The 16969-nt window shown below is 39.8% G+C and carries 17 protein-coding genes; 12 read left to right on the plus strand and 5 right to left on the minus strand.

Annotated elements, in window-relative coordinates; all coding sequences use genetic code 11:
- Window positions 1-3: 3 nt before the first annotated feature.
- Window positions 4-510 carry a cyclic-di-AMP-binding protein CbpB gene (cbpB, locus tag IGJ19_RS06255; protein WP_071867815.1) on the plus strand — a complete coding sequence of 169 codons (507 nt, stop codon included), beginning with the start codon at window positions 4-6 and terminating at the stop codon, window positions 508-510.
- 279 nt (window positions 511-789) lie between these two features.
- Here the strand turns inward: cbpB and IGJ19_RS06260 are convergent, their stop codons facing one another.
- The gene (locus IGJ19_RS06260) at window positions 790-1707 is read right to left on the minus strand and encodes a mechanosensitive ion channel family protein (RefSeq protein WP_430604493.1); all 918 of its coding nucleotides are present in this window, start codon (window positions 1705-1707) and stop codon (window positions 790-792) included.
- A gap of 177 nt (window positions 1708-1884) precedes the next feature.
- On the opposite strand from IGJ19_RS06260, the gene IGJ19_RS06265 reads away from it, so the two are divergent.
- Window positions 1885-2898 carry a branched-chain amino acid aminotransferase gene (locus tag IGJ19_RS06265; protein WP_260697453.1) on the plus strand — a complete coding sequence of 338 codons (1014 nt, stop codon included), beginning with the start codon at window positions 1885-1887 and terminating at the stop codon, window positions 2896-2898.
- A 66-nt stretch (window positions 2899-2964) separates the two neighbouring features.
- On the opposite strand, the gene fabI is transcribed toward IGJ19_RS06265, so the two are convergent.
- Window positions 2965-3720 (minus strand): enoyl-ACP reductase FabI, encoded by a 756-nt coding sequence (fabI, locus tag IGJ19_RS06270; RefSeq protein WP_010735584.1) that lies wholly within the window; start codon window positions 3718-3720, stop codon window positions 2965-2967.
- Between the two features lie 210 nt (window positions 3721-3930).
- Here fabI and fabZ point away from each other — a divergent pair, with 210 nt between their 5' ends.
- Window positions 3931-4371 carry a 3-hydroxyacyl-ACP dehydratase FabZ gene (gene fabZ / locus IGJ19_RS06275; RefSeq protein ID WP_010735583.1) on the plus strand — a complete coding sequence of 147 codons (441 nt, stop codon included), beginning with the start codon at window positions 3931-3933 and terminating at the stop codon, window positions 4369-4371.
- A 443-nt stretch (window positions 4372-4814) separates the two neighbouring features.
- On the opposite strand, the gene IGJ19_RS06280 is transcribed toward fabZ, so the two are convergent.
- Window positions 4815-5567, minus strand: a complete 753-nt coding sequence (locus IGJ19_RS06280) for a peptidylprolyl isomerase (RefSeq protein WP_260697454.1) — start codon at window positions 5565-5567, stop codon at window positions 4815-4817.
- A 185-nt stretch (window positions 5568-5752) separates the two neighbouring features.
- On the opposite strand from IGJ19_RS06280, the gene IGJ19_RS06285 reads away from it, so the two are divergent.
- The 9 genes from IGJ19_RS06285 to IGJ19_RS06325 all read left to right on the plus strand — a co-directional run bounded on the left by IGJ19_RS06285 (window position 5753) and on the right by IGJ19_RS06325 (window position 15731).
- Window positions 5753-6844: a DUF871 domain-containing protein gene (locus IGJ19_RS06285; RefSeq protein WP_019723746.1), complete on the plus strand. Its 1092-nt coding sequence runs from the start codon at window positions 5753-5755 to the stop codon at window positions 6842-6844.
- Between the two features lie 157 nt (window positions 6845-7001).
- Window positions 7002-7934: an alpha/beta hydrolase gene (locus IGJ19_RS06290; protein WP_430604494.1), complete on the plus strand. Its 933-nt coding sequence runs from the start codon at window positions 7002-7004 to the stop codon at window positions 7932-7934.
- 251 nt (window positions 7935-8185) lie between these two features.
- Complete coding sequence (gene obgE, locus IGJ19_RS06295) at window positions 8186-9499, plus strand: GTPase ObgE (protein ID WP_034689254.1); 1314 nt, start codon at window positions 8186-8188, stop codon at window positions 9497-9499.
- 263 nt (window positions 9500-9762) lie between these two features.
- The gene (locus tag IGJ19_RS06300) at window positions 9763-10350 is read left to right on the plus strand and encodes a DUF1269 domain-containing protein (protein ID WP_074799742.1); all 588 of its coding nucleotides are present in this window, start codon (window positions 9763-9765) and stop codon (window positions 10348-10350) included.
- A gap of 152 nt (window positions 10351-10502) precedes the next feature.
- Window positions 10503-11444, plus strand: a complete 942-nt coding sequence (gene rnz, locus IGJ19_RS06305) for a ribonuclease Z (RefSeq protein WP_071867809.1) — start codon at window positions 10503-10505, stop codon at window positions 11442-11444.
- Entirely contained in the window at window positions 11441-12229 is a 789-nt protein-coding gene (locus tag IGJ19_RS06310) for an SDR family NAD(P)-dependent oxidoreductase (protein ID WP_430604495.1), read from the plus strand. The genes rnz and IGJ19_RS06310 overlap by 4 nt, the downstream gene beginning before the upstream one ends.
- Window positions 12230-12238: 9 nt before the next feature.
- Window positions 12239-12673 carry a LapA family protein gene (locus IGJ19_RS06315; protein ID WP_023519574.1) on the plus strand — a complete coding sequence of 145 codons (435 nt, stop codon included), beginning with the start codon at window positions 12239-12241 and terminating at the stop codon, window positions 12671-12673.
- Between the two features lie 233 nt (window positions 12674-12906).
- Window positions 12907-15204, plus strand: coding sequence for a single-stranded-DNA-specific exonuclease RecJ (gene recJ / locus IGJ19_RS06320; protein ID WP_430604496.1), 2298 nt, complete (start codon window positions 12907-12909; stop codon window positions 15202-15204).
- A gap of 14 nt (window positions 15205-15218) precedes the next feature.
- On the plus strand, window positions 15219-15731 hold the full coding sequence (locus IGJ19_RS06325) for an adenine phosphoribosyltransferase (RefSeq protein ID WP_010735573.1): 513 nt from the start codon (window positions 15219-15221) through the stop codon (window positions 15729-15731).
- Window positions 15732-15932: 201 nt separating this feature from the next.
- Here IGJ19_RS06325 and IGJ19_RS06330 read toward each other — a convergent pair whose 3' ends face one another.
- Entirely contained in the window at window positions 15933-16151 is a 219-nt protein-coding gene (locus tag IGJ19_RS06330; RefSeq protein ID WP_430604497.1) for a hypothetical protein, read from the minus strand.
- Window positions 16152-16328: 177 nt separating this feature from the next.
- A complete protein-coding gene (lexA, locus tag IGJ19_RS06335; RefSeq protein WP_010735571.1) occupies window positions 16329-16952 on the minus strand; it encodes a transcriptional repressor LexA in 624 nt (207 codons plus the stop codon).
- Window positions 16953-16969: the final 17 nt, after the last annotated feature.

A 16969-nucleotide genomic window follows, 5' to 3' on the forward strand; every position in this document is an offset into this window, starting at 1 on the left:
TACATGATTGGACCAATTGTAAGAGAGTTATTACTGCAAAATCAAGAGACATTTTTGGTTCCAGCAGAAAACGTGGCAAATGTTATGTATCAACATCCGTTATCGCATGGACTATTAGTTTTATCGAAAGTGGGCTACACTAAAATCCCTGTCTTAGGGAAAGATGATCGCTTTGTTGGTCTAGTCAGTCTATCAAATGTTGTCAATAAGATGATGGATCTACAAACAATCAGTATGGAACCATTAGAAGGCCTAACAGTGGCTGATGTAATGGAAACCGATGTACCAACCATTGATGAAAATTGGGAACTAGAAGAAGTTCTTCATTTACTAGTTGATGCTTCGTTCTTGCCAGTTGTCACAGAGGATAAAGTGTTCAAAGGAATCATCACACGAAAAGAGTTACTGAAAGCAGTCAATTACATGGTACACGAATTAGAACGCCAAAATATTGTATCACCTAAAATAGATGTAGATGAATTGAGAGAAAGAATCGATATCGTTAGTTAAAGGTAATTGATCCTACTCACTAAAGATAAAGACATAAAACAAACGAAGCGACGCCCAAAAGTTAGACTATATTTCTAACTTTTGGACGTCGCTTTATTTGTTGTATTAAGAAATGACACGAGTGGTAATAAAGTTTGTCCTGAGAATCAAATACTTTAGTCATTTTAGACATTTTTCTAATGATTAAAAAAAGAGGTCAAACCTAAACACTTCTGTTCATTCGGTATTAAGTGGTAGGAGAGGGCTAATGTCCCACGCCCAGCGTAGACATTACATAAACTATTTCAACACGATTGGTGTATTTGGGATGCTGTAACCGGCAGCTGTCAGTTCTTTGACATAAGAACTCAAAAATTCTTCTTTCAATTCGAACTGTTTACCATTTAAAACGTAACAGATCGTCCGAATCGCAAAGTTGCTGTTGCCGATATCGACCAATCCAAAGATCGATGGCTCAGTTTGTAATTCCTCTTCGTATTTTACAGCTAACGTTTCATTAACTTTTTGAATGATCTCATAAATCTTATCATAGCCTTCTTCCGGAACGATCCGAATATCAAGAACGACTTGCATATTGGAACGAGAGAGGTTACTGATCGTTGTGATACTACGGTTTGGAATGAAATGAACGGTACCGTCAACACCTTTGAGTTGCAGTGTCCGGATACCAACGGATACCACGGTTCCTTCGATCGTAAGATTCGTTAATTTGACATAGTCGCCAACGTCCATTTGTTGTTCCATGATAATAAAGAAGCCAGTGATCACATCACTCATAAAGCCTTGTGCCCCTAAACCTATGGCTACTCCGGCAATCCCTGCTCCGGCTAATAGTGAACCGATCGGCACACCGATCACGGAGAGGATGGCATAAATAAAGAAAAAACCAATCGTATAATTGAAAATGGTATTTAAAAGACTTTGTAACGTTTTTAAGCGGCTGCCGTTAAGAACGGTTTTTTTTGAATATTGTTTAAAAGATTTGTCGATCAAGTATTTACCGATTCGATTGATGAGGCCAAAAAGAATAATCAAAAAAATAAGGAATAATCCTTTTTGGATCATTGTAGAAAAAATCCCATCCCAATCAATATTATTCCAAAAACGTTGGAACGCATTGAGTTGACTGACCGCTTGATCAGTCAAATTTTCTCCAGTTGAGCTTGTTGTTTCTGCTGTTGTAATGAATGAAAACATAAAATCCCCTTTTCTAATTAGTCTCTTTTGTATTGTAACAAGAACAGCATAAAAATCAAAATAAATCATTAGATAAGCTACCAATCACACTTGCAATAACAAGTGGTTAAAATAAACGATGACAAATGGGAGAGATAGTGCTAAAATATTTCAAAACTGACGATTGGTGGTATGAACATGCAAATAGATTGGGATAACTTAGGATTTTCTTACATCAAAACACCTTGGCGCTTCGTTGCCAAATGGAAAGATGGAGAGTGGGAAAAAGGCGAATTGACCGAGGATAATTATCTGTCACTTCATGAAGGATCGCCCGCACTTCACTATGGCCAACAGTGCTTTGAAGGATTAAAGGCTTATCGCAGAAAAGATGGAAAGATCAATTTATTCCGTCCAGAGCAAAACAGTCGTCGCTTGAACCAGAGTGCCAGACGTTTATTGATGCCCATGGTGCCAGAAAAAATGTTTGTTGATGCAGTGAAAGAAGTCGTAAAAGCAAATGAAGCCTTTGTGCCACCTTATGGTTCAGGAGCAACGTTGTATTTACGTCCTTTCCTGATCGGGGTTGGAGAAAATATTGGCGTTCATCCAGCGCCTGAGTATTTGTTTGTTGTTTTCTGTACGCCTGTAGGAGCCTATTTCAAAGGTGGATTAAAACCAACGAACTTTATCGTTTCTGACTATGACCGAGCGGCACCTAATGGAACAGGAGCTGCCAAAGTAGGAGGGAACTACGCAGCAAGTCTATTACCAGGGACTGAAGCGAAAGAATTAAATTATTCAGATTGCGTTTATCTAGATCCAGCGACGCACACAAAAATTGAAGAAGTCGGCGCGGCGAATTTCTTTGGTATCACTAAAGACAATCAGTTCATCACACCGCAATCGCCTTCGATTTTACCAAGTATCACGAAGTATTCCTTGTTGCAGATTGCGGAAGAACGTTTGGGGCTTAAAGCAGTTGAGGGAGATATCTACATCGATCAACTTGATCGATTTGCAGAAGCAGGTGCGTGTGGAACCGCAGCGGTGATTTCACCGATTGGTGGAATCTACTATAAAAATGATTTACATGTCTTTTACAGTGAGACAGAAGTAGGACCAGTAACTATGCGCTTATATGAAGAATTGACGGGTATCCAGTTTGGGGATATCGAAGCACCAGAAGGATGGATCGAAGTCGTCGAATAATGACTGGCTTTAAAAATAACTACAAAAAAATCAGCTCTCACTTTGGAGGGCTGATTTTTTATTGGATCAAGATAAGTGAACACCTTTATCTACGTAAATGATATCACCGATGATCCCGCTAGATAGGGGGCTGATCAAGAAAGCACAAGTATTTCCGACTTCTTCGATCGTCACACCTTGTTGATCGGGGGTGCGTGATTCGGATAACTCGATCAATTTTTGGTAATCCTTCACACCAGTCACTGCTAACGTTTTGATCGCACCAGCAGAGATCCCATTGACACGGATTCCTTTAGGTGAGAATTCAGCGGCTAAGTAGCGAATGGCAGCTTCTAGTGAAGCTTTTGCGATTCCCATCATATTATAGTTAGGGATCGCTCGTTGTGAACCAAGATAAGACATACTTACGATGCCGCTGTTGGGAGCTAAGTACTTTTGGGCATACTTCGATACAGCGATCAATGAATAGCTGCTGATGTCTTGTGCTAATTGATAACCATCTCTTGAAATATCAGAAACGTTACCTGAAAGCTCTTCTTTGTTGGCATAAGCAACAGCATGGACCAAACCATGGATCTCACCGGCATATTCACCAATCGTATCCATCGCTTTTTCGATGCTCTCATCGCTAGCAACATCACACTCTACAGTGAAGGCATCTTCACCGACTAATTTGACTAGCGATTTCTTCATCCGTTCATTTTGGTACGTATAGATGATCTCAGCGCCTTGTTGCATCATTGCTTCTGCACAACCCCAAGCAATACTGCGTTTATTCGCAACACCCATGATCACGATTTTTTTTCCTTCTAAAAAAGACATATAGACACTCCTTTGATTCAATAAAAGTTTTGTTTGACGATAATATAAGTGCAAAAAAATAACTTCTTGATTTCTTATTATTCAGTAAAATGCTTTGATTGTCAAACTATTTTTTTGATGAATAAAAAATGATTGCCAAATAATCAAGAATATGATACTTTGATAATCAAAGTATTGATTACGGCAATTGCCCGAAAGAAGGAGTAAACTATGTCATACGCATTATCAGCAACGGAAGTAATGGATCTTATTCCAAACCGTTACCCAATTTGTTACATCGATTACGTGGATTCGATCGATTCAGGAAAGAAGATCATTGCAACAAAAAATGTAACGATCAATGAAGATTTTTTCCAAGGTCATTTCCCTGACAATCCTGTCATGCCCGGAGCGTTGATCCTAGAAACCCTTGCACAAGCAGGTTCGATCTTGATTTTAAAATCAGAAGAGTTCCTAGGGAAACGTGCGTATATCGGTGGGATCAACAAAGCAAAATTCCGCCAAAAAGTCGTTCCTGGGGATGTGATGAAGTGTCATTTTGAGATCATCAAAATGAAAGGACCTGTAGGGACTGCGATTTCTGAAGCTTTTGTTGACGATAAAAAAGTGTGTGAATGTGAATTTACATTTATCGTCAATGAGCAAGCATAAAGATAAAAATAAACTTTAGGAACCCATAGAGAGGTTCTAAAAATATCAATAGATATGGCAATAGGGGAGTGGAAAGTAGCTTTCCGCAAAAAAGAATCATCTTCTGAATAGTTTTCTATTCTTAGATGATCTTTTTTTGTCTATTTAAGACTGTTTTGAAAATGTTAAGTTTTACTAAAGATGAAAATAAAAAAACTATTTTTTAGCGAAAATATAAAAAATAGTTGTAAAGTCCCAGCCATCAAAAGTTTTTTTAGTAAAAAAGGGAGTGGGACATTCGTTCATCTCACCCACCTATAACCGAATAAACGGCGGGAACAAAAGTAACCTCTTCGAAAATAAGGCGCCATCCACAAAAATTTGAAAAACAATTTTCATGGATGGCGCCTTATTTCTCGAGGCTGAACACTTCTGTCACGACCTCGAAGTGTTCAAATGTGTGTTTATTTTGCTTCCTGTAAGATGTTGATTTTTTCGATCTTCACATCTTCTTTTGGCTTATCTGAGCTATCTGTTTCGACAGCAGCGATCGCATCAACGACGTCCATACCTTCAACGACTTGACCAAAGACAGTGTATTCACCATCTAAGCTTGGGTAGCCGCCATTTTTATAAGCGTCAATGATAGCTTGTGGGTAATCATCTTTCAATAAACCATCATGCATGTCATCAGAGTTTTGTACGATGAAGAATTGGCTGCCATTACTATTCGGGTCTTGTGTACGAGCCATTGAAAGGGCGCCGCGGATGTTATACAGTTGGTTTGAGATCTCCGTTTCGAAACCTTCTCCCCAAATACTTTCTCCGCCAGTTCCGTTCCCTTCAGGATCGCCACCTTGGATCATAAAGTCTTGGATGACACGATGGAAAGTGACGCCATCGTAATAGCCATCTTTAGCATGAGTCATAAAGTTCTCCACAGCTTTTGGTGCAAGCTCTGGGAATAGTTTGATCTTGATCGTTCCTTTAGTTGTGACCATTTCAACTAGATCTTCGTTATCAGCGACTTCTGTATTCAATTGAGGTAACTCTAAAGAATTTAAATTGATGCTTTCTACAGTGCTAGTCTCTGTTGTTTTTTCTGTAGATTCTTTCGTACTTGAAGAGGCGGTATCTGAACCGTTCGACGTACAACCAGCTGCAAATAATAGCGTTGCAGCCATACTCATAGTTAAAAATAATTTTTTGTGTTTCATAAGTAATTCCTTTCTTTTTTGTTCGTTGTTATCTTTAATGATAGCAAATTATCAGATAAATACCTACACTTTTTCGAACAATAAGCGAAATTATTTAATAAATAGCAAAAGGTGTAGACCATTTGAAAGCGGTTTGTTATAATGTAAGTGGATACAAAAACGCACATCCAGGAGGGTATCAACACATGGGAAAATTAGGAATTTCAATTTATCCAGAACGTTCAACGTTTGAAAAGGACAAAGAATATTTAGATTTAGCACATAAATACGGATTTAAACGTGTATTCACAAGTTTATTACAAATTGCAGACGATAAAGAAAAAGTCTTAGCAGACTTTAAAAAGGTAGTCGATTATGCCAATCAATTAGAGATGGAAGTCATGGTGGATATCAATCCAGCATTATTTGAACAGTTAGAGATCTCATATGATGATCTATCGTTCTTTGATGAGATGGGCGCCGACGGCATTCGTCTTGATATTGGATTTACTGGAGCAGAAGAAGCAAAAATGACTCGCAATCCATACAATATCAAAATCGAGATCAACATGAGTTCAGGTACGAATTATGTTGACAATATCATGAGCTATTCGCCGAACACAGATAACTTATTAGGTTCACATAACTTCTACCCTCATCGTTATTCTGGTTTAGGCTATGATCATTTTGTCGCTTGTTCGGAGAAATTCCGCAAATATAATTTGAATACGATGGCATTCGTAAACTCACAAACAGCCGACTTTGGTCCATGGCCAACTCAAGACGGACTTTGCTCATTAGAAGACCATCGTGATCTTGAGATCGCAACACAAGTCAAACACCTGATGTTGACAGGTTTGATCGATGATATCTCTGTAGGGAATGCTTATGCGAGTGAAGAGGAATTACGCGCAATGTCTGAAGCCTTCTTTGCAAGTTATCCTACATTAAAAGTGGATGTAGCAGACGATATCACAGAAGACGAACGTATTTGTCTATTCGACAACCTTCATAGTTATCGTGGGGATCGCTCAGAGTATATCTTGCGTTCAACGATGACACGCATCTATTACAAAGACAAACCATTCCCAGCACATAACACAAAAGATATGACGCGTGGGGACGTATTGATCGATAACGTTGGTTACGGTCAATATAAAGGCGAAACACAAATTGCCTTAAAAGAAATGAAGAATGATGGACGTGTGAACGTCGTCGGACGTATCTCAGACGATGAGTTATTCTTACTTGATTTCTTGAAACCATGGTCAAACTTCAAGTTGATCGAAAGCAAATAATTGTGTAATGATAAATATTGAAAAGCCCCGTAAAGCGATCAGAGCTTTACGGGTCTTTTCAATGACGATTATTATTTATTCTAGATTGCATCACACGTCCTCTTTGTTTATACTAATTTTAGACAGTACATCAATGTAAAAGCAAGGAAGGTATAAAATGAAACTTTGGATCAAAATTTTAATCGGCGTGACATTACTCGTGACAGTCGTATTAGTCTTTGCGGGTAATTATTTTTATAACTATGCCGTTGTTCCTTCAGAAAAAGACTTTTTAGAAGGCGATACTCCTGGCACAACAAAAACAAATGAAGAATCGAGTGCACAATCTTGGTTTGCGAACCCTGAAAATCGTAAAGAATGGCAACAGACATCTGCGGATGGATTGAAGTTATCAGCCATTTATCTACCAGCAACAGACAGTCATAAAACAGCGATCGTGGCTCATGGATATATGGGAAATGCGGAAACGATGGCAAATTACGCAAAGATGTTCCATGATCTTGGCTATAACGTATTAGTCCCTGATGCCCGCAGCCACGGAAAAAGCGAAGGGGATTATATCGGCTTTGGCTGGCACGAACGGAAAGATTATGTGAAATGGATCGATCAAGTGCTTGAAACAAACGGTCAATCTGAAGAAATCGTTTTATACGGTATTAGTATGGGGGCAGCTACTGTGATGATGACTAGCGGAGAACCATTGCCTACAAATGTTAAAGCGATCATCGAAGATTGTGGCTATTCCTCTGTTAACGAAGAATTGGCTTATCAGCTTAATGAATTATTTAGCTTACCACCGTTCCCATTGATCCAAGTAACTAGCTTGATGACAAAAATCAGAGCCGGCTATTTCTTTGGAGAAGCTGATGCAATCAAACAATTAGAAAAAAACCAATTACCGATGCTGTTTATCCATGGGGATGCGGATACATTTGTTCCTTACGAAATGTTGGACAAAGTCTACCAAGCGACGAACGGACCAAAAGAAAAATATATCGTCCCAGGAGCAGAGCATGCCAAAGCATATTCGATCGATCCTGAGAATTATCAAAAGACTGTAAGTAGTTTCCTAGAAAAATATGTAAAATAACTGTTGTGACCAAAGTGTTTCTTAAAGAACTTTAAGAACTTTCTTGAAACTTTTGGTCACAACGTTTTATTTTGTCTCCATTCGTTCTTACAGTAAAATAAAGAAAGAGCCACGAATTTCCGTGAAACTTTCAGTTTAATGATGGACAAACGGGCCATTCACCGATAAAATAGACAGGACTTGTGTTTATTGTGGAAATTCAGGTAGTCAGTATAGTTAGAATAGATAAAAGGAAATAGGAGGACGATAATATGTCCATGTTTTTAGATCAAGTAACAATCGACGTGAAGGCTGGTAAAGGCGGAGACGGGATGGTTGCGTTTCGTAGAGAAAAATATGTACCTGATGGAGGACCGGCTGGTGGTGATGGCGGTCAAGGAGGCGATGTGATCTTAGTCGTTGATGAAGGCTTACGTACGTTGATGGACTTCCGTTTCAATCGTCACTTTAAGGCTCAGCCCGGTGAAAATGGCATGAGTAAAGGAATGCATGGACGTGGTTCTGATGATACGTATGTCAAAGTCCCTCAAGGAACAACTGTACGTGATGCAGAAACAGGGGCACTCTTAGGAGATTTGATCGAAGATGGCCAGACTTTAGTAGTAGCAAAAGGTGGCCGCGGCGGTCGCGGAAATATCCGTTTTGCTTCTCCAAGAAACCCTGCGCCGGAAATCGCTGAAAACGGCGAACCCGGCCAAGAACGTAAAATCGAATTAGAATTAAAAGTACTAGCAGATGTAGGTCTCGTAGGTTTTCCTTCGGTTGGGAAATCGACCTTGCTTTCTGTGATCTCTTCGGCAAGACCAAAAATCGGTGCGTATCACTTTACTACCCTTGTGCCAAATCTAGGAATGGTCACTACAAGTGACGGACGTAGTTTTGCGGCGGCGGATCTTCCAGGACTGATCGAAGGAGCTTCACAAGGCGTCGGATTAGGCACACAATTTTTGCGTCATATCGAGCGAACTCGTGTCATTTTGCATGTGATCGATATGAGTGGAATGGAAGGGCGCGATCCTTACGAAGATTACTTGGCGATCAACCATGAGTTGTCTTCTCATAACTTGCGATTGCTAGAACGTCCACAGATCATTGTAGCAAATAAGATGGATATGCCAGATGCAGAAGAAAATCTAGTGAAATTCAAAGAACAACTAAATAAAAACAAAGAAGATGAATTTGCCGATGACATCCCAGTATTCCCGATTTCTGGCGTGACTCGTAAAGGACTGGATGCCTTACTGAATGCGACAGCTGATCTATTGGAAGTAACACCAGAATTCCCATTGTATGAGGAAGAGATCGAAGAAGAAACCGTTCATTATGGCTTCAATCCAGAAGGTCCTGAATTTACGATCGATCGTGAACCAGATGCGACATGGGTATTGTCAGGTGAGAAGATCGAGAAGTTATTCCAAATGACTAACTTTGACCACGATGAAACGGTGATGCGTTTTGCTCGCCAATTACGTGGGATGGGTGTCGATGAAGCCTTGCGTGCCAGAGGTGCAAAAGATGGTGACTTGGTGCGTATTGGTGAGTTTGAGTTTGAATTTGTCGAATAGTATTGGATACACCACATATTTAGGTGACTAGAGAGCCGTTCAGTTCCAAGTAGTAAGGCAAAATTTAAGAAAATAATCGTTCATTTTTTGGGTTTTGACTTACTCTCTTAGGAGCAAGCTTTCGTAGAACCTTTAGCGGATTTGAGGAGTTGACGAATGTCAAACTCCTTTTTTTGTATACTGCGTTATTTTTTAAAGGTTTTCCCTTTTATTTTTGTTTATTCCAAGGTACACTAAAAGAAAATGAGAAAGAGGCGATCTCCATGAGCAAACGAGTGATCATATTGAATTTTGAGTTAGAAAGTCAAGCTTACCAAGCATTTTCCGAAATCAAGAAGCTTCACATGACGAGAGCGATCAAAGGCGAACAAATGGCGGTCATCAGCCATCAGTCTAATGGCGCCCATCAATTCAAAATCGAAGACTTCTTAGATTTTACTGGGAACAATAAATCCTCTAAAGGTGGTCTGATCGGAATGCTAGTTGGCGTTTTAGGTGGCCCATTAGGGATCTTGCTAGGATGGTTTGCGGGTGGAATGATTGGTGCGAGCCAAGATGCCAAAGAAATCAAAGATGCACAAACGGTGTTTGATTTTGTCGGGAATAAGATCGGCGAAGGCGCAACAGGTCTGATCTTGATCGCAGAAGAAGAGGACAACCGCCCATTGAACCAACTTGTGATGATGGAATTAGGTGGAGAAATCACTCGATTGGATTATGAAGAAGTAGAACAAGATGTTCAAGATGCTACTGAGGTAGAAAAACATGCAAAAGAAACAGCGCAGAAAAATTGGGATGAAAAGCACAAAAAAACAACCGATAGCTCAGAGGATGCTACACCTTCTGAATAACGATAAAAAGAATGGATGTAAGAATAGTGGTACTTATTCACTCTTTTCATTTATAGGGACAGTCTTCTAAAAAATTATCCTGCGAATTTCAGTTGATTGTCGACTGATTTTACCCTAGAATTAATAAGAATGAATAGAAAGTTAGGTAAATTATGGAACTAGAATTTTTAGGTACAGGCGCAGGGGTTCCTGCTAAACATCGAAATGTCTCAAGTATCGCATTGAAACTTTTGGACGAGCGAAATGAGGTTTGGTTGTTTGATTGTGGGGAAGGCACGCAAATGCAGATTCTACGAACAAATATCCGTCCAAGAAAAATAGAAAAAATATTTATCACTCATCTTCATGGGGATCATATTTTTGGTTTGCCAGGTTTAATCAGTAGTCGCTCTTTTCAGGGTGGCGAAACACCATTAGAAATCTATGGCCCTAAAGGAACGGAAGCATTTGTACGCAATGCGCTGACGATTTCTCAAACAAAACTAGGTTATCCCCTTGTTTTTATTGATTTATCAGAAGATCAAGCTATTTTTGAAGACGCACACTTTTCTGTGTATGCAAAAAAATTAAGCCATGGTATCGATAGCTACGGATATCGGATCGTTGAGCATGATCACAAAGGCGAATTACAAGTGGATAAGCTTAAAGAACTGAATATTCCAGCTGGCCCCATTTATGGAAAACTAAAAAAAGGGGAGACGGTCCAATTAGATAACGGACAGCTCATCAATGGACGTGATTTTGTCGGTCCAGATAAAAAAGGCCGAATCGTGACCATTTTAGGAGACACTCGAAAAACGACCAATTCTGTTATATTAGCAAAAAATGCAGATGTCTTGGTGCATGAAAGTACGTTCAATAAAAACGAGGCAAGAATGGCCCATAACTATTTCCATTCGACGACTCATCAAGCCGCAGAAGTGGCGAAAGAAGCAAATGTCCAAAGATTATTACTGACCCATATCAGTGCGAGATATCTAGGAAAAGCAACACAAGAACTTGAACAAGAAGCACAAGAAATCTTTCCAAATACAAAAGTCATGAAAGATTTTGAGGTTGTGGACGTTCCGTTTCAAGAGGAGGAAAAAAGTTGAATTTAGAAAATAAAGTCGTTTTAGTCACTGGTGGCTCTGGTGGTTTAGGTGAACAGATCTGTTATGAAGCAGCAAAACAAGGGGCAATCGTTGTCACATGTGCGAGAAGAATCCAACAAATCGGCGAAGTGAAGGCGGTTTGTCAAGAATTAAGCGGAAAACCAGCATATGCGTTTCAACTAGATGTTAGTAATCCTGACAGTGTAGATGAATTGTACGACAAGGTGATAACTGAGGTCGGACGTGTCGATATCTTAGTCAATAATGCTGGATTTGGTATCTTTGAGGATTTCTTATCCTTTGACTTAGGAAAAGCCTACGATATGTTCGAGGTCAATGTCTTGGGGATGATGGTATTGACACAAAAATTTGCGATCGATATGGCAGAAAGACGTCAAGGACATATCATCAATGTGGCATCCATGGCAGGAAAAATGGCGACAGCTAAATCTACGATTTATTCTGCTACTAAATTTGCTGTTCTGGGCTTTTCCAATGCGTTACGTTTAGAGTTGAAACCACTAGGTGTTGCGGTCACGACGGTGAATCCTGGACCAATCGAAACGGAATTTTTTGATAAGGCTGATCCAAGTGGTAGTTATTTGGAAAAAGTCGGTCACTTAGTTTTGGATTCAACTAAATTAGCACAAACGATCGTGCGAGCGATGAAACACCCTAAACGTGAGATCAATCAGCCGGTATTGCTAGAAATCGCGTCTAAATTTTATGCACTTTTCCCAACCATTGGGGATTATTTTGCAGGTGGAATTTTTAATAAAAAGTAGGTGAAGTAAATGAAAAAGCAAGGTAGTGTGATCGTTGGTTTTTTACTTGTACTTGTCATTGTCGTGTTCGCTGTGTTGAACAATCAAAATGTTCCTGTAAGCTTTGGATTTGCTTCTTTTAATGCGCCATTGATTCTAGTGATCATTGGTTCAGCATTGATTGGTGCATTGATTGTATTTTTAACAGCCTTTACGACACTGTGGCAACAGAAGAAACAATTGAAACAACTAACAAAAGAATTAGCAGAGAACCAAGCAGATATCCAAAAGAAAATCGAAGAGGCGACAGAAGAACAACAAAGACAATTTCGTAATGAACGTGCGGAACTTGAAGCGGCCTATCAAGCAGAATTACAAGCAAAGCAAATACAGATCGAACAAATGCAAACACCTTCTGAATCACCTTCTCAAACACCAAAGCAAAGTGTCAATTACTTTGATTGATCAAGGATCACTGTTGATTTTCTAAAAGCAAATAGAAGAAAGTGATAGAAATCATTATTTCAGAAATTATTAGAGGATGTTTTATCCAATTTCTAGCAGGCAACCAAAGTGGGCAAACGAATCTGTTTTGTCTACTTTGGTTTCTTTTAGTTGGATTTGTCAGAATCTATTCTTCTGAAATTCTTTTTTTTAGAGAAGACGTTTGCTATAATGACTAAGTTAGGGGTGAGCATGTGAGACGAGCAAATTTTGATTGGAAGGTCAATGAAACAACACCTTCTGAATCTTTTATCCAAATAATCAAACAGCAGCAATTGTCTCCTTTGATCGGGCAATTACTGTGGCAAAGAGGATACCGAGAGGAAGAAAGTATCCATCAGTTTTTACATCCAAAAGAACAAAAACTCTATGATCCTTATTTGATGTTTGACATGGACAAGGCAATCAGCCGTATCCAAGAAGCGGTGATCAATGGCGAGCAGATCTTAGTTTATGGAGATTACGATGCAGATGGTATCACCAGTGCGACCGTCATGAAAGAAACGTTAGAGTTGCTAGGTGCTCAAGTTGAAGTCTTTTTACCTAATCGATTTGAACATGGGTATGGACCTAATCTAACCGTTTATCAAGAGAAAATAGCTGCAGGTACCCAATTGATCGTGACTGTCGATAATGGTGTAGCAGGACATGAAGCAATTGCTTATGCACAACAGCAGGGAGTAGATGTGATCGTGACAGATCATCATGAGTTGCCTAGTGAATTACCGGCGGCTTATGCAATCATCCATCCCCGCCATCCACAAGGCAATTATCCTTTTGGAGAATTAGCGGGTGTCGGTGTCGCATTTAAAGTAGCGACCGCTTTGTTGGAAGAACCACCAGCAGAATTTTTAGATTTAGTCGCAATTGGAACAATCGCTGACCTTGTCTCTATGACCGATGAGAATCGGACGCTAGTGGCGTTAGGTTTAGAGGCAATTCGTCATACCGAGCGAGTAGGCTTACAGGCACTGTTTGCGAAAAGTAGTGTACGTGCGAATGAAGCGGATGAAACGATGATCGGTTTTTCGATTGCCCCGCGCTTGAATGCCATCGGCCGGATGGGAGACCCTAATCCAGCGGTTGAATTACTAGCCACATTCGACGAAAGTCAAGCTCAGACATTAGCCGAGCAGTTACAAACGGTCAATGAAGAACGTAAAGCGATCGTTGAGCAAATCACCTCAGAAGCATTGGCGATGATCAATGACGAGAACCAGATCCATTTGTTAGTACATCCAGGCTGGCATGAAGGTGTACTAGGGATCGTCGCTGGAAAAATCATGAACCAAACAGGCAAACCAACAATCGTTCTAGGCATCAAAGACCAGACCATTGCAAAAGGATCAGGTCGAAGTATCGAAGCGTTGAATCTTTTCGATATGCTGAATGAGATGCGTGAATTGTTTACATTTTTTGGTGGCCATCACGCAGCAGTCGGATTAACAATGCCAACGGAGAATATCCCTCAGTTACAAGACCGGATGAATGCCTATATAGAAGAAAAGAAAATTGACTTGTCCAAAGGTCCTGTGTTGGCGATCGATGAAATCGTCTCCCCAAAGGATGTAACGGTCGAACAAATCGCTACATTGAAATTACTGGCACCATTCGGAACAGATAATCCTGTACCTAACTTCTTATTCAAACAGGTTGCTGTCCAAAATGTAAAACGAATCGGTTCGAACCAACAGCACTTGAAGCTTTCTTTAGTGGATGATGATAGTCAATTAGATGCTGTCGCGTTTGGTTTTGGTCCACAAGAAAACGAATTTGTAGATGATTCACTTGATATTGTCGGACAATTATCGATCAATGAATGGAATGGGCGTAAAAAACCGCAGCTGATGGTTTCTGACTTTGCAGTAGAAGGATTGCAAGTATTTGATTGGCGGGCGAAACGTTACCGAACATTAGCAAATGAAATCGAAAGTCCGTTCTATTTAGCGTTTAATGAAGCATCGATCAAAGAACTAAATGAGTCGATACAAAAACACATCATTCTTGGGACAGATAAAGAAATGATTCAATCATGGATTCAGGAAAATGACCCAAAAGCATTAGTAGTGATCGATTGTCCAACGGATCTGACCGACTTGAAAGAGATCTTATCTTTTGGGGCATTTAGTCGAGTTTACTTCTTAGGTATTTCTGTTGATGAAGCATACTTGAACGGTGTAGGAACAAGAGAACAATATGCACGACTCTTCAAATTGATCCATGCGCAAGAACGGATCGATATCCGACATAAATTAGGTGCAATGGCCAACTATTTAAAAATCCCACAAAAATTATTAATTTTTATGATACAGGTGTTTTTTGAGTTGAAGTTTGTTACAATAAACAATGGTGTTTTGGAGAAAGTCGCAGATCCGGCGAGTCATCCTTTGACTGCAAGTGACCGCTATCAGAAGCGATTGAAAAAAATCAAATCAGAGGAATTCTTACTATTAAGTGACATTCCCACAATAAAAAAATGGTTAACAACCTAGGAGGAAACAATAAAGTGGATTTAAAAAATTATATTGCTAGTATTCCTGACTATCCGTCAAAAGGAATTATATTTAGAGATATCTCGCCATTGATGGCTGATGGAGATGCTTATCGTGAAGCAACGAAGCAAATCGTTGATTATGCGAAGGAAAAACGTATCGATATGGTCGTTGGACCAGAAGCGCGCGGATTTATCGTAGGTTGTCCAGTAGCTTATGAATTAGGTGTGGGCTTTGCTCCTGTTCGTAAGAAAGGAAAATTACCTCGTGAAACGATCGAAGTCACTTACGGACTTGAATACGGTACAGATACCTTGACGCTGCACAAAGATGCAATTCAACCAGGACAAAGAGTCTTGATCTGTGATGACTTATTAGCAACAGGTGGAACGATCAAAGCAACAATCGAATTGATCGAAGAACTTGGCGGAGTTGTTGTTGGTTGTGCCTTTTTGATCGAGTTGATGGACTTGCATGGTCGTGACAAAATCGAAGGCTACGACATGATTACTTTGATGGAGTATTAATCAAATAAAATATTGAATAGAACCCCCCTTCCACAAACGGATGAACCGTTTGCGGAAGGGGGGTTCGTTGGATGAGTAGCCTCAATTTATTGATGGAACAAATGAGTGCAAGGGTAGGTAGTCAGTTTGTCGTTAAAAAAAGCAAACGAGCGATCATCGTTTGCTTGGACGGATTTTTCATAGAAGCGATCTTATTTACTTTTACGAGTGCCTGGAGCTGTAATAGGTTTCGTGATAGAAGGAGTCTTCATGGGAGTGACGACGTTGTGATTGACGGTATTTTTTTTCATCCCACAACATAAACCACAATGTAAACAAAGGAACAAAAACCAACAGCGCTGTACGTAGACCAAAATTACCAATAATAATACCTAAAAACAAAACGATCAATACTAAACCAAAACGTCTCATTGATTTCATGATTTTCACCTCTTTATAGAATGCGAACAAAAGTTCGTATCATTAGTATACGAACTTTTGTTCGGTTTGTAAAGAGGGAAGTTCAAAAAGAACAAAGATATCTGCTAAAAGAGGAAAAGACGAGCTTGAGATCATGATCTCAAGCTCGTAAATAAATAACTGAATTTTCTTTTCTTATCAATAAATATGACTACGGTACAGACCAACGACTCGACCTAAGATCGACACCTCATCTAAAATGATCGGTTCCAGTAAATCATTCTCGGGTTGCAAACGGAAATGATCTCTTTCTTTATAGAACCGTTTGCAAGTTGCTTCGTCTTCTGCAGTCATCGCAATAACGATATCACCATTTTGTGCAGTTTCTTGTTTGCGGACAATGACATTATCGCCATCCAATATACCAGCATTGATCATACTTTCTCCTCGGATCGTCAACATGAACAGACTACCTTCTTCTGATGAAAGGTTTGGTGGTACTGGAAAGAAGTCAGAGGCTTCCTCAACAGCTAGTATCGGCTCTCCGGCAGTAACAACTCCGAGAACAGGGATCGTTGTTGGGCGAATCCCGATTTTTGATAATCCTTGTTGCGTCAATTCGATGGCACGTGGTTTCGTAGGGTCTCTTTGAATAAAGCCTTTTTTCTCTAATCGGGCAAGATGACCATGGACTGTCGATGTTGAAGAAAGCTGAACAGCTTCTCCGATCTCACGGACAGTCGGTGGATAGCCTTTTTGGGTCACTTGTTCGTGAATATATCGTAAGACTTCGATTTGTCTTGTTTCAGTTTGTCGGGCCACAAGGTACACCTTCTTTC

The organism is Enterococcus sp. DIV1368b (assembly GCF_050529595.1).
GTDB classification, from domain to species: domain Bacteria; phylum Bacillota; class Bacilli; order Lactobacillales; family Enterococcaceae; genus Enterococcus_B; species Enterococcus_B mundtii.